Source organism: Streptomyces sp. NPDC041814 (assembly GCF_055590565.1).
This window is the reverse complement of the sequence record NZ_JBVJAM010000013.1, coordinates 186,050-201,976: the sequence shown is the minus strand read 5'-3', so window position 1 is coordinate 201,976 and position 15,927 is coordinate 186,050. Positions and strand designations below refer to the sequence as shown.

Here is a 15,927-nt window from a genome sequence, read left to right as displayed (position 1 = left end):
CTCAGTGCCCGCCTTCCTGCTTCGGAGGCATGCAGCCGGTCGCCGGGGGTGTGTTCGCGGGCAGGTAGTTCTTCGGGACGACCCCGCAGACGTAGTTGTCGAACCAGCGGCCGTTGCCGAGGGTGTTGCCGACGAGCCGGTTGTAGGAGCCGGCGAGCGCGAGCACCTGGTCGAGGCTCTTGCGGTTCTTCTTGAGGACCGCGGTGACCCGGCCGAGCGCCTTGAGGGTCGGCTTCAGCTGCTTGTTGTTGTCGGAGACGAGACCGGTGAGCTGGGTGCCCAGGTCGCGGGTGCCGGTGAGCAGCAGGTGGATGGAGTCGCGGCGGGCCTGGATCTCGCCGAGGAGCAGGTTGCCGTCGTCCAGGAGGGTTTCGAAGCCGCTCTTCTTGTTGGCGAGGGTCTTGGTGAGCCTCTTGCTGCCCTTGAGCAGGGTGGCCAGCTGGGCGTCGCGTTCGGAGACGGTCTTCGACAGCGCGGAGAGCCCCTGGGCGGCGCTCTTCACGTCGGGCGGGGAGTCCTTGAAGGTGGCGGAGATCGTCTCGAAGCTCTTGGCGAGCTGTTCGGTGTCGATCTCCCCGATGGTCTCGCCCAGTCCGTTGAACGCCTGCGTGACGTCGTACGGGGAGGTGGTGCGGGAGGCCGTGATGCGCTCGTCCGGGTCCTGCGGGGAGTCGCCGAGCGGGTCGACGGCGAGGTACTTCTCGCCGAGGAGCGTCTTGATGGCGATGCCGACGGTGCTGGCGTTGCCGATCCAGGCGTCCTTGACCTTGAAGGTGACCTTGACCTTGGCGCCGTCCAGGGAGACCCCGGTGACCTTGCCGACCTTGACGCCGGCGATGCGGACCTCGTCGCCCTCACCGAGTCCGGCGGACTCGGTGAAGTCGGCGCTGTAGGTGGTGCCGCCGCCGATGAAGGGCAGCGAGTCGGCCCGGTAGGCGCCGAATCCGATGAGGGCGAGCAGGAGCAGGCCGACGATGCCGACGGCGACGGGGTTGCGGTGGCGTATCGGCTTGATCATGACAGGCACCTCGGCTGGGTGATCTCGATGCCGGTCGGCGGGGTGCTGCCGTCGCTGGTCGTCACGCCGCTGACCCTGGCCTCGCAGAGGTAGAGGTTGAGCCAGGAGCCGTACGAGGTGAGGCGGCTGATGGCCTCCATCTTGGCCGGGGTCTTCTGGAGGAAGTTCTCGATCTCCGGGGTGTTGTCGGCCAGGTTTCCGGAGAGCCTGCCCAGCTCCTTGATGCCGTCCTTGAGGGGTTTGCGGCCGTCCTCGAAGAGGTCCGCGGTGACCGTGGTGAGCGCGCCCATCGCGGTGACGGCCTCACCGAGGGGCTTGCGGTCGCCCGCGAAGCCGGTGACGAGGGCCTGGAGCGTGTCGACCAGGTCGTTGAACCCGTTCTCCCGGTCGTTGACGGTCTTCAGGACCGAGTTGAGGTTCTTGATCACCTCACCGATCACCTTGTCCTTGGCGGCGACCGTGCCGGTCAGTGAGCCGACGTGCTGGAGGATGGAGTCGACGGTGCCGCCCTCGCCCTGGAGCACCTGGACGATGGAGCCGGCCAGCTCGTTGACGTCGGGCGGCGAGAGCCCTTCGAAGAGCGGCTGGAAGCCGTTGAAGAGCTGGGTCAGGTCGAGCGCCGGGGTGGTGCGCGACAGCGGGATGGTGGCGCCCGGGGCGAAGCTCTCGCCGACGGGGCCCGCGCCCTGGTCCAGGTCGATGTAGCGCTGTCCGACCATGTTGAGGTATTTGATCGACGCGGTCACGGAGGCCGGGAGCTTCTTGCTCCTGCGGACGCTGAAGGAGACCTCGGCGACCCGGCGGTCCGCGACCTTGACGGACTCGACCTGGCCGACCTTGACCCCGGCGACGCGGACGCTGTCGCCGACGATGAGGCCGGTGGCGTCGGTGAACCGGGCCTTGTACGAACGGGTCTCGCCCACACCGGTGTTGGCGATGGACAGGGCCAGGACCGTGGTGGCCAGGCTCGTCACCACGATGAACACGATCGATTTCGCGAGCGGTCCCGCGACGGAACGGCGCTTCACTTGAGCTTCACCTCCACACCGCGGAAGGCCGGGCCGATGAGCACGCTGCTCCACTCGGGCAGGGCCTGCGGCCGGACTTTCAGGGAGGGAGCGACCAGCTCGTTGACGAGCCGGCTCTCCTGCGGCGAGTTGGGCATGCCGAGCGACGGGTCGGCCGCGGGGACCTCGACCGGCGTGGCCGGGTCCGGATCCGTCCGGGCGGTGTCGGCGGCGGTCCTGGCGTCGGCCGTCGGCACGGTCTGGCCGACGTACGGGATGGAGTAGCAGTGCGGTCCGCCGGTCGCGTTGTAGACCGGGGTGTCCTTGCCCGCGACGTACTTCCCCTTGGACGGCACGGTCTTGAGGGTCACGTGCAGCCCGGGCTCGTCGGTGCCCTTGCCGAGCGCCTTGTCCATGGCCGGGATGAAGTTGGCCACGGTGCGCAGGGTGCAGGGGAACTCCGAGGAGTACTTCGCCAGGGTCTCCAGGGTGGGCCTGCCGCTGGCGGCGAGCCGGATGAGGTTGTCCTTGTTCCGCTGGAGGAAGGCGGTGACGTCGCGGGCGGAGGCGGTGGTGGAGCCGTACACGTTCGCGAGGTTCGCCTGCTGTTCGGCGAGGGTGCCGCTGGTGGTGGTGAAGTCGGTGAGGGCGTCCAGGATCTCGGGGGCGGAGTCCGCGTAGAGCCGGCTCACCTTGACGAGCTCCTTGATGTCCTCGTTGAGCGTGGGGAGTTGGGGGTTGAACTTCTTGAGGTGGGTGTCCAGCTTCACGAGGGTGTCGCCCAGCTTCTCGCCCCGGCCCTCCAGTGCGGTGGAGACCGCGTTGAGGGTGGCGGACAGCTTCTCCGGCTTCACGGCGGTGAGCAGCGGCAGGACGTTGTCGAGGACCTCTTCCAGCTCGATGGCGTTGCTGGACCGGTCCTGCGGGATGACGTCGCCCGCGCCGAGGGTCTTCGCGGAGGGCACAGGGGGCGGTACGAGGGCGACGAACCGTTCCCCGAAGAGGGTGGTGGGCAGCATCTGGGCGGTGACGTCGGCCGGGATGCGGTCCAGCTTGTCCGGTTTGATCGCGAGGGTGAGCCGGGCCCCGTCGCCGTCGGCCGCGATGTTGCGGACCTGGCCGACGACGACGCCGCGCAGCTTCACGTCGGCGTTCTCGTGCATCTCGTTGCCGACGCTCGACGTGTGCACGGTGACGGTCGCGTCGTGCGTGAAGTCCTTCTCGTACACCGCGACCGATACCCAGATGAGGACGGCGGGCACGAGGAAGAGGGCGACCCCGGCGGTTCTGCGGGAGGTGGTGCGGATGGCGCGTGAGGACATCAGCCGGCCACCTTCACCGTCGTCGTGGCGCCCCAGATGGCGAGCGAGAGGAAGAAGTCGGTGACGCTGATCAGCACGATCGCGTTCCGCACGGACCGGCCGACGGCCACACCGACCCCGGCGGGGCCGCCGGTGGCGTGGAAGCCGTAGTAGCAGTGGGCGAGGATCACCATCACGCTGAAGATCAGCACCTTGAGCACCGACAGGAGCACGTCCGCCGGGGACAGGAAGAGATTGAAGTAGTGGTCGTACGTGCCCGCGGACTGGCCGTTGAACAGGACGGTGACGTAGCGGGACGCGACGTACGAGGAGAGCAGCCCGATCGCGTACAGCGGGATGATCGCGACGACCCCGGCGATGATGCGCGTGGTGACGAGGTAGGGCATCGAGCGCACGCCCATCGATTCGAGGCCGTCGACCTCCTCGTTGATGCGCATGGCGCCGAGCTGCGCGGTGAATCCGGCGCCGACGGTCGCGGAGAGGGCGAGTCCGGCGACGAGCGGGGCGATCTCGCGGGTGTTGAAGTACGCGGAGACGAAGCCGGTGAAGGCGGCGGTGCCGATCTGGTTGAGGGCGGCGTAGCCCTGGAGTCCGACGACCGTGCCGGTGGCCAGGGTCATCGCGATCATGACGCCGATGGTGCCGCCGACGACCCCCAGGCCGCCGCTGCCGAAGGCGACCTCGGCCAGCAGGCGCTGGACCTCCTTGAGGTAGCGGCGCAGGGTGCGCGGGATCCAGATCAGTGCCCGCACGTAGAAGGTGAGCTGGTCACCGGATCTGTCGAGCCAGCCGAGCATTGACATGGGTCAGCTCCCCTTCGCGGGGACGATCTGGAGGTAGATCGCCGTGAGGACCATGTTCACGAAGAACAGCAGCATGAAGGTGATGACGACGGACTGGTTGACCGCGTCGCCCACGCCCTTCGGGCCGCCGCGCGGGTTGAGGCCGCGGTAGGCGGCGACGATCCCGGCGATGAAGCCGAAGATCAGCGCCTTGACCTCGCTGACGTAGAGGTCGGGCAGCTGGGCGAGGGCGGAGAAGCTGGAGAGGTACGCGCCCGGGGTGCCGTGCTGCAGGATCACGTTGAAGAAGTAGCCGCCGAGGGTGCCGACGACGGAGACGAGGCCGTTGAGCAGGACGGCGACGAGCATGGTGGCGAGCACGCGCGGGACGACCAGGCGCTGCACGGGCGAGACGCCCATGACCTCCATGGCGTCCAGCTCCTCGCGGATCTTGCGGGAGCCGAGGTCGGCGCAGATCGCGGAGCCGGCGGCGCCGGAGACCAGCAGGGCCACGATGATCGGGCTGGCCTGCTGGATGACGGCGAGGACGCTGGCGCCGCCGGTGAAGGACTGGGCGCCGAGCTGCTGGGTGAGTGAGCCGACCTGGAGGGCGATGACCGCGCCGAACGGGATGGAGACGAGGGCGGCGGGCAGGATGGTCACGCTGGCGACGAACCAGAACTGCTCGATGAACTCCCGCACCTGGAAGGGCCGTCGGAAGGTCTCCCGGGTCACGGTCCCGGCGAGCGCGAACAGCCGCCCGGTCTCGCGCAGCGGCGCGGCGAGCTTGCTGGGGCGCGGGGCCCCGGGCGCCTTCGCGGGCTCCGGGGCGCGGTCCACCGGCTCCGGTTCGCCGGGGGGCCGTACGGGCATGGGGGCGGTCACAGGCGTCCACCGCCCACGGCCGGGCTGTAGCTGTTGAGGATGGCGGTACGGGCGGCGTCCGGCAGCTCGCCGAGCATCGACATGACGCGTTCCCGGCGGCGCAGGGCGCCCTGGCGCACCGGCAGGCCCGGGGAGGGCTCCAGCTGGGGGACGACGGTGCGCGGGGCGTTGGCCGAGCTGATGCCCTGGCTGTAGCCGTTCAGTTCCTCGGCGGCGAGGGTGGCGGCGTCCTTCTCCTCGGACATGCCGATGGGGCCTTCGCAGCGGCCGGCCAGGAACTGGTTGACGACGGGCAGGTCGCTGGTGAGCAGCACCTCCCGGGGCCCGAAGGTGACGAGGTTGCGGCAGAACAGCATCCCCATGTTGTCCGGCACGGTGGAGGCGATGTCGAGGTTGTGGGTGACGATGAGCATCGTCGCGTCGATCTGCGCGTTGAGGTCGACGAGGAGCTGGGAGATGTACGCGGTGCGGACCGGGTCGAGGCCGGAGTCCGGTTCGTCGCAGAGGATGATCTGCGGGTCCAGCACGAGGGCGCGAGCGAGGCCGGCGCGCTTGCGCATACCGCCGGATATCTCCCCGGGGAGCTTGTTCTCCGCACCCAGGAGGCCCACGACGTCGATCCGCTCCATGACGATGCGGCGGATCTCGGATTCCTTCTTGCGGGTGTGCTCCCGGAGCGGGAACGCGATGTTGTCGAAGAGCGACATCGACCCGAAAAGGGCGCCGTCCTGGAACATGAGACCGAAGAGCTTGCGGGTCTCCATGATGTCCCGCTCGGAGCCGTTCACCATGTCGACGCCATTGACGAGAACGCGCCCGCGTTCGGGTTTGAGGAGGCCGATGATGGATTTGAGGAACACCGTCTTTCCCGTCCCGGACGGGCCGAGCATGACACTGACCTCGCCTGCGGGAAGCGTGAGCGACACATCCTGCCAGATGTTCTGCTTGCCGAAAGACTTGGTGAGCCCTTCGACCACTACTTCGATTCCCATCCCACCTCCTGCATGCGCTCACGAAGTGACAGAAGTGCGCCGAGGGGCGCACGTTAAGTTCACCGGCACCGCCAGGACAAGCCCTTGAACAGCCCATTCGCAAAGATCCGGTCCGTTTGTCATCGGATGACAAATTCCGGTTCCGATCTTGTGAAGTACTGCGCACTGCCATCCGTCGGTGCAGGCCGGAACCCCGCGGCCCAGGGGGCCGGACCTGCGTCCGGACTCCCTGCCGACGGGTGAGCAATCTCCGGACGCGCCGGAGGAGTTGCTGACGGAGGTGACGCTACGGGTGGGTAACCTGGGCCGCAATACCAGGTCATCAAGTTTTCGCGCGAGTGCGCGAAGGGGTTGGTTCCTTCTCATCGACTGAGCAGAGCGGCCGGAAAAACTGTCTCCGGGTGACAAGTTCCGGGGCCGGCCGGCAGGACCCGTACGCCGCACGGCGCGTCGAGAAGCGCTCGGGACCGGCTCGAATACACAAGTGGCAGGCGAGATTCCGCATATCTGGCCGGCCGGAGTCACCGCAGGGCCCGCGAGGGTCTGCGCAGGAAGTGACAAGAAGGCCGGATCTCGTACTCATCCCTGACGGAGATGCGCGACCCGTCCATGGATTCTCATACGGCGGCATTGTGTACCTGTGTTTCCCGCCAGTAACCTCACGGCTCGGTGAATGGGATTTCGTATCGGACCCGTCCGGCGCCGTCCCGGCACCCGCATTCCGCATTCCGTGCTCAATTCGCTGCGCACATCGGAAACAAGGGGAAGACATGAGAACCACGAACCGGGTACGTGTGGGGCTGTTGGCCTCCTTCACCGCTCTCGCCGCCGTCGCCTCCATCGGGTCGGCCACGGCCGCCACCACACTGAACGGCGACTGGGCGCCCTTCAGCCGCTGCCCGGTGGACGACCCGGCCATGCTGGCGGCCGACGGGGCGACGGACATCGCCATCTGCGTCACCTCGCACTCGGAGAGCGGCTCCATCAAGCTGGGCAACACCGTGGTGCCCTTCGGCGCAAGCGACCTCCAGATCGGCGTGGTCAACCACCCGGGCGCCGTCTCGACCGTGGTCTCCCCGAAGGGGGGAGCACTCGTCGCGGACTCCGCGAAGGTGCCGGGCGGCCTGCTCGGCCTGATGTGCCCCAGTGACATCCCTGTGGTCACGGGCATCTGCAACACGCTCACCGACGTCGATCTGAACCGGGTGACGGCGACCCTCGAGTCGGTCAACACCCCGACCGGCTTCCAGCTCCTGGCGGGTGCGACCACCGGCAAGCCGATCATCACCCTCCCGGTCCGCATCCACCTCCAGAACCCGCTCCTCGGCGACAAGTGCTACATCGGCTCCGCCTCGGACCCGATCCTGCTGAAGCCGCAGAACCTGACCCAGCCGGCCGTCACCAGCGAGAACTTCGCCGGTGACGGAACCCCGGATCCGAACGGCCCGATGAGCCGGCTCAGCCTCCAGGGCGCCACCCAGACCGACACGACGTACGCGGTCCCCGGCACCAACGGCTGCGGCCTGCTCGGCTCGTTGAACTGGGCGGTCAACCTGAAGACGGGCCTGCCGGCGGCCGCGGGCAAGAACAGCGTCACCCTGAACAACGCGCAGACCGACGTTGCGGCGATGGGCGCCCCGGGTGACATCGCCCCGAACGCGGGCAAGGTCATGTCGCAGTACTGGCACTCGGCGGTGCGGTAGCCGTCCTCGCGTCCGGCGCCCGAAGGGGCCACCTCCCTCGCGGAGGTGGCCCCTTCGGGGTGTGCCGGCCGGGCGGCGGGCTAGGAATTCGGCTTCGTGCCGGGCAGTTCCGCCGGAGGGGGCGGGCAGTAGGAAACCTCGACGTTGGTAGGAATACAGGTCGAAGCCTGGTTCATGAAGACCCGGTTTCCGGGCCCCGAGATCGAAGCGGTGAAGAGCGGATTCAGATCCTCGCCGCCCGTCCCGCAGCCGGTGAAAGGCGGGATGGTGACCTCGCCTTCCAGGCGTCCGCCCACTCCCACGTTCACGTACGCCGCGCCGCCGTTCAATACCACCTTGAACGGCTTCGCTGTCCTGCAGTTGCTGCCCACATCCAAGGGCGTTCCGTTGATCCTGACATCGTGGAGGCGCAGGGACTGGTGGAAGGAGGCCGTGGAGAACGCTTCGGTGCCCACGTTGCCCGTCGAGATGGTGATGGGGCCGTTCTCGAACGACACCTTCGCCGTCACCGGCTGAAAGCCGAAGGCGAGAAAGGTGGACTCGGCATCCGGGAGTTCAAGGTTCGCAAGGTTGTCGATCCGGATGTAATACCCGCCCGCCGCGTCGGGCGGTCGGTTGGTCACGTGCGTCAAGGTCTTCACACTGATGAGTGCAGGATGATCGGCCGGATCATTGATGGTCATGGCCCCGTCCATCTTCCACACGTTGGCCAGACCCGCCGCGTTGGCGCAGCTGGCCTGCGCGTTCGGGTTCTCAAACACCGACACGGGGTCACCCGGCGGGGGCTGCGGTGCATCGCTCGGGTCCTCCACTCCCACCGGCGGTTCGACAGGGCAGTAGTCGGGGTCCTCGCCGTCCTCGGCTGCCGCCGGTTCCACTGCGATGTCCTTGTCCGTCGCCCGCCCGGAGCCACCCACCGGAGTCGTGGGCGTTTCGGGGGTGGCCGACGGCTCGGTGCCGGTGCCGTCGGTCACACGCGTGGTCGCGAGGTGTCCGTTCTCGCCCTCTTTCAACCGGCACGTCACCGTGGTGAGAGGCAGCGAGGTCTTCTCGGGTTCCGCCGTGGCGGACCGCAGCTCGATCGTCAACTCCTCGACGGAGAAATCGACATCACCTGCGGACCCCAGCGTCACGTAGGGGACCTCCCCGGAGTGGACGAGCGCTACGTCACCGTCGGCGGGAAGGGGGGTGCTCGGCGCGTGCAGCTCCCACGGGGCCTTGGTGGATTCGCCGTTCTGGGCGACGTTCACCCTGAGCGCCGCCCGGCTCACGAGCGCCTCGGTACCTTCCGGCAACAGCCCCGCGAGATCCGCCCCCGAGAGGGTGACGGTGAGCGTCACCGGTCCCGGCTGCACCGGACGGCCGACCTCACCGGTCACCGGGACATCCACCGCCACGGCGACCGTGGCCGCCACGGTCGCCGTGCCGCTGTCCTCGGTTCCGCAGGCGGCGGCGAGGCTGACGGGCCCGGTGCTCTCGTCGGCGGCCGAGCCTCCTCCGGACAACAGGCCGGCGAGCAGGGCGAGACCGGCGACGGAGGCGACCCTCACGGAACGCCCCGCACGGGTCACAGGTATCTGAGTGTGCATATCGGGCCTGTCCTCCACGGGGTGCGATCGGTAGTACGGCTGCGGTGGCGCCCGCCCGCGGGCGCCGGGATCAAGCAGACCGGGCCGGCCCGGAGAGCCCCCGCGGTCGGCCCATGCCTGCTCCTTGAGGTCTACGAAACCTTGATCAGCGGCGCCTTGCCGGTCGACGCCATGGCCATGTGCCACGAGGCTTTGAGCGTGACGACGTCGCCGTTGTTGATGAGCCCCATGCAGTTGGCGTTGGACGCGATCAGGCCACCGGACGTGTCACTGATGACGAGGTTGCCGGTGTCGTTCTCGTAGTGCCCGTAGAGGGTGCCCTTCACGTCGGCGACGCAACCGAACCCCGCCCAGTGGGTCGAGACTCCGCTGATCCTGACGTCCACCCAGTTCGCGTGGGAAGGGTTCTGCCCGACGAGGTCGATGGCCCACGCCGTAGCGCTCTTCGTTACGGTGTACTCGATGCCTCCCACGGGGCAACTGGCGACAATGGCGTCAATCGTGCCGACCCTGCTTCCCGTCGCCCCGGTCGCTTCGAGCTTCCCAGCCGTCACGCCGAAGGAGGCACACGTCCAGTACAGGGCCGGGAATCGGAACGTGGGATAGTTGGCTCGTGGGGCCGTGAACGCCCCCGCCGGCGTCACGCTCCACATGCCCGTCGTGGCGGCCGAGGCCGAGGACACCACTGTCCCGAGGGCTGAGGCCAGGGCGGCGGCCACGACGGCGAAACGTCGCGAGCGGAAGTTCACGAACTCACATCCTCAAGATCATGGCGGCGCGTCCGCGCCCCCCAACGAGAAGGCCGGGCCGGCCGCGGAGAGGCTTCGCGGCCGGCCCGTACCCGTGTGCTGCTGGGGCCTTACGGCGTCGTGATCTTCGGCGAGGTGCCCGTCGAGGTCACCTTGACGAGGTACGAGGCCTTGAAGGAGGCCACGTCGCCGTTGTTGATCAGGCCGAGGCAGTTGGCGTTGGACGCCTTCAGCTCCGTGCCCGAGCCGTCGATGACCAGCCTGCCGGTGCTGTTGTCGTAGTACCCGTAGGCCTTGCCCGTGAAGTCGGCGACGCAGCCGAAGCCGGTGATGTGGGCGGAGATACCGGTGACGTTGCCCTTGACCCGGTTGGCGTTGGAGGGGTCCACCCCGGTGACGTTGATCGCCCACGGCGTCGCGGTCATCGAGACGGTGAAGCTGATGCCACCGACCGAGCAGCCGGTGAAGCCGATCGTGCCGATGGTCGCCATGTTGGCCCCCGTGGCGCTGGTCGCGGCGACGTTGCCCGCGGTCACGTTGGAGGAGGTACACGTCAGGGTCGCGGCGGGGACGGTCAGCGTGGGGCTGGTCGCGCTGGCGGTGTACGCGCCGTTCGGGGTCGCCGACCACGAGGCGGTGGCGCCGGCGGAGGCGGTGGTGGCCGCCATACCGAGGGCGGCGCCGGCGGCGGTGGCGATGATTGCGGCTCTACGTGCAAGGGTGTTCACGGAATCCGGTTCCCTTCGAGGGTGTGTGACCTACACCGGGGGGCCACTTCCGGCCGGGTGAGCGGCGCTCCCGGAGTGGGGGGTCACGAGACAGGAATGTGGCAGTCCGGCCTGACGGACTGCTCGACCTCTTGCGTTCGGCGATGACGCTACGGGCGAGTAATGTCGCTCCGCAACATGCTGGAACAAAGAATCTCCACAATCATCGCCCTTCCTCAGAAATTGCTTGCGGGGCGAGTACGGCCCGCCGGTTCTTTAGCGAGAAGTGAGTAGTTTCCCCCGAGCCGACCCCGCCGATTCTGCGCAACCGATGACGGTGCGGCCTCCACCGAGACCCAACGCCCCACGTCACAGCCCTCTCCCCCTCGGCCGTCCCGGCTCCGCCCGCCCACCACCCAGCCGCCCCCTTGACTTCCTCTCGCCGACCCAGTGGAATTCACCGCGAAAAGCGAGAGGGACATTGTCCGGTGGCCGTCGCGAGCGCCGGAGCCATCGCCGCATTACCGGAATCCGCGCCCCCGCGTCAGCACCGCGCGAGTGATCCGCGAGTCGGTCGCGAGTGCGGAGACCCACCGTAGCCATGGCCGAAAACAGTTGATACATGGCCCATACATTTCGTCTTGTCCTGCCTGTGTTCAGAGCCACACACGTGGACTATCTTCGGCAGCCGAAGTTGGTACGCACCTGAGAACGGCTGGGAGCGCTCTCCCGTCCGTCACCCCCCATCGGGCGCCGAAGAGCAAGAAGGGGTCAAGGTATGCCGGGAGTCGCGCAACCCTCGGAGCTGGGAGAGCCGCTGGGACCGCTGCCGCAGGAGTTCGCCACGATCGTGCGGCCCGAACTGCCCAGCCTGATCAAGGAGATCGGCCTTGAGGTGACCCGCGCCTATCCCGAGTACGCGCGACTCCTCGACGGCCCGTACGGCCAGGGCATCCGGGTCGGTGTCGAGCAGAGCATCTCCGTGTTCGTGGACCAGGTCGCCGAGCCGGCCGCCCCCTCCGCGCTGCGCGACGAGATGTGCCGCCGGTTCGGCCGGTTCGAGGCGTACGAGGGGCGCAGCCTGGACCAGTTGCAGGGGGCGTACCGGCTGGGCGCCCGGGTGGCTCTCCGCCGGGCCAAGAAGATCGGCAGGCGCTACAACCTCTCCCCCACCATGATGCTGACGTTCGCGGACGCGCTGTTCAGTTACGTGGACGAGCTGGAAGCCCTGTCGCGCGAGGGGTACTTGGAGGTGAGGTCGGCCTCCGACGACCACACGGACACCCTGCGGCGCAGGCTTCTCCACCTGATCCTCGCCGGGCGCCCCGTGCCCCGGGTGGCCATCGCCGAGCTGTGCGAGCAGACCGGCTGGACGCTGCCGGACGAGGTGACACTCGTGGCCGTGCGGCCGTCCCCCGATCTGGACCGGCTGGCGATCGACCGCGACGTACTGGTCGACTTCACCGACCCGCAGCCGCACTTACTGATCCCGGGGCCCTTCGACGACATGCGAAGACGCATGCTGGAACACGCGCTGCCGGGCGTCCGCGCCGCCATCGGCCTGACCGTCCCCTCGTCGCTGGCCTCGGACTCGATCCGCTGGGCCCGGCGAGTGCTGGAGCTCGTGGACGCGGGCGTCATAGACGACGCGCCGGCCATCCTCTGCGACGACCACCTCATCACCCTGTGGCTGCTCTCCGACCCGGTCCTCCTCGACCAGCTCGCGCGCCGCGAACTCGCCCCGATGGCCAACATCAGCGCCAACCGGCGCGAACGGCTCATCGAAACCCTCAGGATCTGGCTCGACACCCGGGGCACGGCGGCCCAGATGGGCGAGCTGCTCGACGTACACCCCCAGACCGTCCGCTACCGGATGCGCAATCTGGAATCGATCTTCGGCGATCAACTGGTCGATCCGGAGGCGCGGTTCTCGACGGAGACCGTGCTCCGCGCCATGCAGCTGCGCGCCCGCAGCAACGACACACCCATCTGAACAGCGCGCGACGCACCTTCGGCCCGACGAGCACTTCACGCGACGTCAACCTACTTGCAGGTAAGGGGAAATAGCCGGTCATTCCCAAACGGTTGCCACACGGAGACGTACTCAACGAGAAACCAGGAACTGCGTCTCGTTATATGGAGTGGAGTCGGCCCGCCCACCCGGCGGTCCGACGCCCGACCTCCTGGCCACCATCGAGAGGGAACCCCCCATGACCGCCTCACACCTCCTCGTCCCCGTCCCGATCCCGGACCGCATCGCCGCGCTCATCGGCGCCTGCACCCCCGCGCACATCCTCCGGGCCGAGTTCGACGCCGACTGCGCCGCGCGCGAGGTCCGCAGGTTCCGCGGCCCCCGGCTGGGCATCGAGGACCAGGCCGACCGCGAGCTGGCCCTGTCCGAGCTGGCCCGCGCCAACAAGGTGCTCGCCGCCCACCACCCCCGCCTGGTGGTGCGCCCCGGTTCCGCCTGGTGACCCCGGGGAACGCTCCGCGCCACACCTTGCGAAGACACCGCCGCACCCTTACCTTACTCAAAAGTAAGTTTACTCCAGAGTAAGGAACTGGCGTGGCCGACAACAGCAGCGGCAAGGTCACCGACGAACTGGCCGCCCTCGACTTCGCGGCCGTCTCCCCCGAGGAGTTCGCTCGGATCGTGAAGGGGCTGTCCTCCAAGCAGCTCGCCGAGATCATGCACGGGGAGCTGCGCGCCCGCGTGCTCGGCGAGGTCTTCGGCCGGATGAAGCAGCAGTTCCGCCCGGAGGCGGCCGGAGCGCTCAAGGCGCTGATCCGCTGGAAGATCACCGGTGACCCGGAGGTGGTCTACGAGACCTCGATCGCGGACGGCACCTGCACCGTCAGCGAGGGCCGCTCGGACGCGGAGCCGCGTACGACGCTGGTCATGGCGGACGCGGAGTTCCTGAAGCTGGTCTCCGGCAACGGCAACCCGATCACCATGTTCATGATGCGCAAGCTGAAGGTGGCCGGTGATGTCGGCCTGGCCTCGGGCCTCACGCGCTACTTCGACATCCCGAAGGCGTGAGCCGATGAGCTACTTCTCCCTCGCGCTGACCGAGGAGCAGCAGGACCTGCGGAACTGGGTGCACGGCTTCGCCGCCCAGGTGGTGCGCCCGGCGGCGGCCGAGTGGGACGCCCGCGAGGAGACGCCCTGGCCGGTCATCCAGGAGGCCGCCCGGATCGGCCTCTACGGGTTCGAGTCGCTGGCCGACATGTACGGCGACCCGTCGGGGCTCTCCCTCCAGATAGCCAACGAGGAGCTGTTCTGGGGCGACGCCGGGATCGGCATGGCTCTGTTCGGCACCTCGCTCGCCGTCGCCGGGATCTTCGCCTCCGGCACCCCGGACCAGCTGGCCGAGTGGGTGCCCCAGTGCTACGGCGACGAGGACGACCCGAAGGTCGCGGCGTTCTGCGTGTCCGAACCGCAGGCCGGCTCCGACGTCTCCGCGATGACCACGAAGGCCCGGTACGACGAGGCGAAGGACGAGTGGGTGATCTCCGGCCAGAAGGCGTGGATCACCAACGGCGGGATCGCCGAGGTCCACGTCGTCGTCGCCTCGGTGGACCCGGCGCTCGGCGCGCGCGGGCAGGCCGCGTTCATCGTGCCGCCGGGCACGGAGGGCCTGGCGGCGAGCCGCACCATCAAGAAGCTGGGGCTGCGCGCCTCGCACACGGCGGACGTCTTCCTGGACGACGTACGGGTGCCGGGGCACTGCCTGCTCGGCGGCAAGGAGAAGCTGGACGCCCGCCTCGCCCGCGCCCGCGAGGGCACCACCGCCAAGGGCCAGGCCGCGATGGCCACCTTCGAGGTCAGCCGCCCCACGGTCGGCGCCCAGGCGCTGGGCATCGCGCGCGCCGCGTACGAGTACGCGCTGGAGTACGCGGGCGACCGCGAGGCGTTCGGGCGGCCGATCATCGAGAACCAGTCGATCGCGTTCGCCCTGGCCGACCTCCGTACCGAGATCGAGGCCGTACGGCTGCTGATCTGGCAGGCCGCGTGGATGGCCCGCAACGACCGCACCTTCGACGCCGGACAGGGCTCCATGTCCAAGCTCCGCGCGGGCGAACTCGCGGTCGCCGCCACGGAGAAGGCCGTCCAGATCCTGGGCGGCGCCGGATACAGCCGGGAGCACCCGGTGGAGCGGATGTACCGCGACGCCAAGATCTACACGATCTTCGAGGGGACCAGCGAGATCCAGCGCCTGGTCATCGCACGGGCGATCTCGGGGCGCCACATCCGCTGAGCGCGGGGGCGGCGGGCGGGCGCGGGACCGGACCGGCGAGGATGGGCGGGTCCGTACCGCCGCCGCACCCGGGGGAAACGCCATGCCCGCCGTCCCGCGCCCGTCCGTCCTCTTCGTCACCGACCTCGCCTACGAGGCGCGCGGCCGGCGCTACTGCGACGAGGACATCGGGCTGACGGCGCGGCTGCGCCAGGACTTCGACCTCGCGCTCTGCCACCCCCGCGACGCCGCCGCCCTGCTGAACGGATTCGACGCCGTCGTCGTACGCAACAGCGGTCCGGTCCTGCACTACCAGGAGGCGTACGGCGCGTTCCGGGAGCGGGCCCGGGAGCTGGGCACCCGGGTCTACAACCCGCTGACCGGGCGCGGGGACATGGCGGGCAAGCAGTACCTCGTGGACCTGAGCAGTGCCGGATACCCGGTCATACCCACCGTGGACCGGGCGGCGGACCTCGGGCTGCTGCCGGACGCCGAGGGCTATGTCGTCAAGCCGAAGCTGGGCGCGGACTCGGTGGGCCTGCGCTTCGTGACGACGCCGGAGCTCGGCCCGGGCGCCGACGGCACCCTGCTCGTCCAGCCCCGCATCGACTTCCGCTACGAGGTGTCCTTCTACTACGTCGACCACGACTTCCAGTACGCGCTGCACGCCCCGGACCCGGAGCGGCGGTGGGTGCTTGAGCCGTACGAGCCGAGCCCGGCGGATCTGGCGTTCGCCCGGTCCTTCGTGGAGTGGAACACGCTGGACCACGGCATCCAGCGGGTGGACGCCTGCCGGACGGCGGACGGCGGCCTGCTCCTCGTAGAACTGGAAGACCTCAACCCGTATCTCTCGCTGGACCGGGTAGCCGCCCCCGTACGGGAGGCATTCGCCACCCGTATGACGGCGTCGCTGCGGGATCTGCTCGCCTGACACG

General features: G+C 68.8%; 15 protein-coding genes. 6 read left to right on the top strand and 9 right to left on the bottom strand.

Features of this window, described 5'->3' with window-relative positions; all coding sequences use genetic code 11:
* Nucleotide 1: 1 nt before the first annotated feature.
* Genes ACZ6C6_RS28955 through ACZ6C6_RS28930 form a run of 6 tightly spaced genes read right to left on the bottom strand, consistent with a single transcriptional unit; the run spans nt 2 to nt 6,006 of the window.
* Complete coding sequence (locus tag ACZ6C6_RS28955) at nt 2–1,018, bottom strand: MCE family protein (protein WP_469206853.1); 1,017 nt, start codon at nt 1,016–1,018, stop codon at nt 2–4.
* The gene (locus ACZ6C6_RS28950) at nt 1,015–2,046 is read right to left on the bottom strand and encodes an MCE family protein (protein WP_469206851.1); all 1,032 of its coding nucleotides are present in this window, start codon (nt 2,044–2,046) and stop codon (nt 1,015–1,017) included. Before ACZ6C6_RS28950 ends, ACZ6C6_RS28955 begins: the two co-directional genes overlap by 4 nt.
* The gene (locus ACZ6C6_RS28945) at nt 2,043–3,347 is read right to left on the bottom strand and encodes an MCE family protein (protein WP_469206849.1); all 1,305 of its coding nucleotides are present in this window, start codon (nt 3,345–3,347) and stop codon (nt 2,043–2,045) included. The genes ACZ6C6_RS28950 and ACZ6C6_RS28945 overlap by 4 nt, the downstream gene beginning before the upstream one ends.
* Nucleotides 3,347–4,150 (bottom strand): MlaE family ABC transporter permease, encoded by an 804-nt coding sequence (locus ACZ6C6_RS28940; RefSeq protein ID WP_469206847.1) that lies wholly within the window; start codon nt 4,148–4,150, stop codon nt 3,347–3,349. Before ACZ6C6_RS28940 ends, ACZ6C6_RS28945 begins: the two co-directional genes overlap by 1 nt.
* A 3-nt stretch (nt 4,151–4,153) precedes the next feature.
* The gene (locus tag ACZ6C6_RS28935; RefSeq protein WP_469206845.1) at nt 4,154–5,014 is read right to left on the bottom strand and encodes an MlaE family ABC transporter permease; all 861 of its coding nucleotides are present in this window, start codon (nt 5,012–5,014) and stop codon (nt 4,154–4,156) included.
* Nucleotides 5,011–6,006 (bottom strand): ABC transporter ATP-binding protein, encoded by a 996-nt coding sequence (locus ACZ6C6_RS28930; RefSeq protein WP_469206843.1) that lies wholly within the window; start codon nt 6,004–6,006, stop codon nt 5,011–5,013. Before ACZ6C6_RS28930 ends, ACZ6C6_RS28935 begins: the two co-directional genes overlap by 4 nt.
* Before the next feature lie 770 nt (nt 6,007–6,776).
* Here ACZ6C6_RS28930 and ACZ6C6_RS28925 point away from each other — a divergent pair.
* Nucleotides 6,777–7,709 carry a hypothetical protein gene (locus tag ACZ6C6_RS28925; RefSeq protein ID WP_469206841.1) on the top strand — a complete coding sequence of 311 codons (933 nt, stop codon included), beginning with the start codon at nt 6,777–6,779 and terminating at the stop codon, nt 7,707–7,709.
* Between the two features lie 80 nt (nt 7,710–7,789).
* Here the strand turns inward: ACZ6C6_RS28925 and ACZ6C6_RS28920 are convergent, their stop codons facing one another.
* From ACZ6C6_RS28920 to ACZ6C6_RS28910, 3 genes are all read right to left on the bottom strand, one after another.
* Complete coding sequence (locus tag ACZ6C6_RS28920) at nt 7,790–9,259, bottom strand: DUF6801 domain-containing protein (RefSeq protein ID WP_469206839.1); 1,470 nt, start codon at nt 9,257–9,259, stop codon at nt 7,790–7,792.
* A gap of 170 nt (nt 9,260–9,429) precedes the next feature.
* Nucleotides 9,430–10,047 carry a hypothetical protein gene (locus ACZ6C6_RS28915; protein WP_469206837.1) on the bottom strand — a complete coding sequence of 206 codons (618 nt, stop codon included), beginning with the start codon at nt 10,045–10,047 and terminating at the stop codon, nt 9,430–9,432.
* Nucleotides 10,048–10,157: 110 nt separating this feature from the next.
* A complete protein-coding gene (locus ACZ6C6_RS28910; protein ID WP_469206835.1) occupies nt 10,158–10,775 on the bottom strand; it encodes a hypothetical protein in 618 nt (205 codons plus the stop codon).
* Between the two features lie 757 nt (nt 10,776–11,532).
* On the opposite strand from ACZ6C6_RS28910, the gene ACZ6C6_RS28905 reads away from it, so the two are divergent.
* From ACZ6C6_RS28905 to ACZ6C6_RS28885, 5 genes are all read left to right on the top strand, one after another.
* The gene (locus tag ACZ6C6_RS28905; RefSeq protein WP_073965746.1) at nt 11,533–12,747 is read left to right on the top strand and encodes a PucR-like N-terminal domain-containing protein; all 1,215 of its coding nucleotides are present in this window, start codon (nt 11,533–11,535) and stop codon (nt 12,745–12,747) included.
* A gap of 217 nt (nt 12,748–12,964) precedes the next feature.
* Nucleotides 12,965–13,228: a hypothetical protein gene (locus ACZ6C6_RS28900; RefSeq protein ID WP_469206833.1), complete on the top strand. Its 264-nt coding sequence runs from the start codon at nt 12,965–12,967 to the stop codon at nt 13,226–13,228.
* Nucleotides 13,229–13,320: 92 nt separating this feature from the next.
* On the top strand, nt 13,321–13,794 hold the full coding sequence (locus ACZ6C6_RS28895) for an SCP2 sterol-binding domain-containing protein (protein WP_469206831.1): 474 nt from the start codon (nt 13,321–13,323) through the stop codon (nt 13,792–13,794).
* Between the two features lie 4 nt (nt 13,795–13,798).
* Nucleotides 13,799–15,013, top strand: a complete 1,215-nt coding sequence (locus ACZ6C6_RS28890) for an acyl-CoA dehydrogenase family protein (protein WP_469206829.1) — start codon at nt 13,799–13,801, stop codon at nt 15,011–15,013.
* A gap of 82 nt (nt 15,014–15,095) precedes the next feature.
* Nucleotides 15,096–15,923, top strand: coding sequence for an ATP-grasp domain-containing protein (locus tag ACZ6C6_RS28885; RefSeq protein WP_469206827.1), 828 nt, complete (start codon nt 15,096–15,098; stop codon nt 15,921–15,923).
* Nucleotides 15,924–15,927 lie beyond the last annotated feature (4 nt).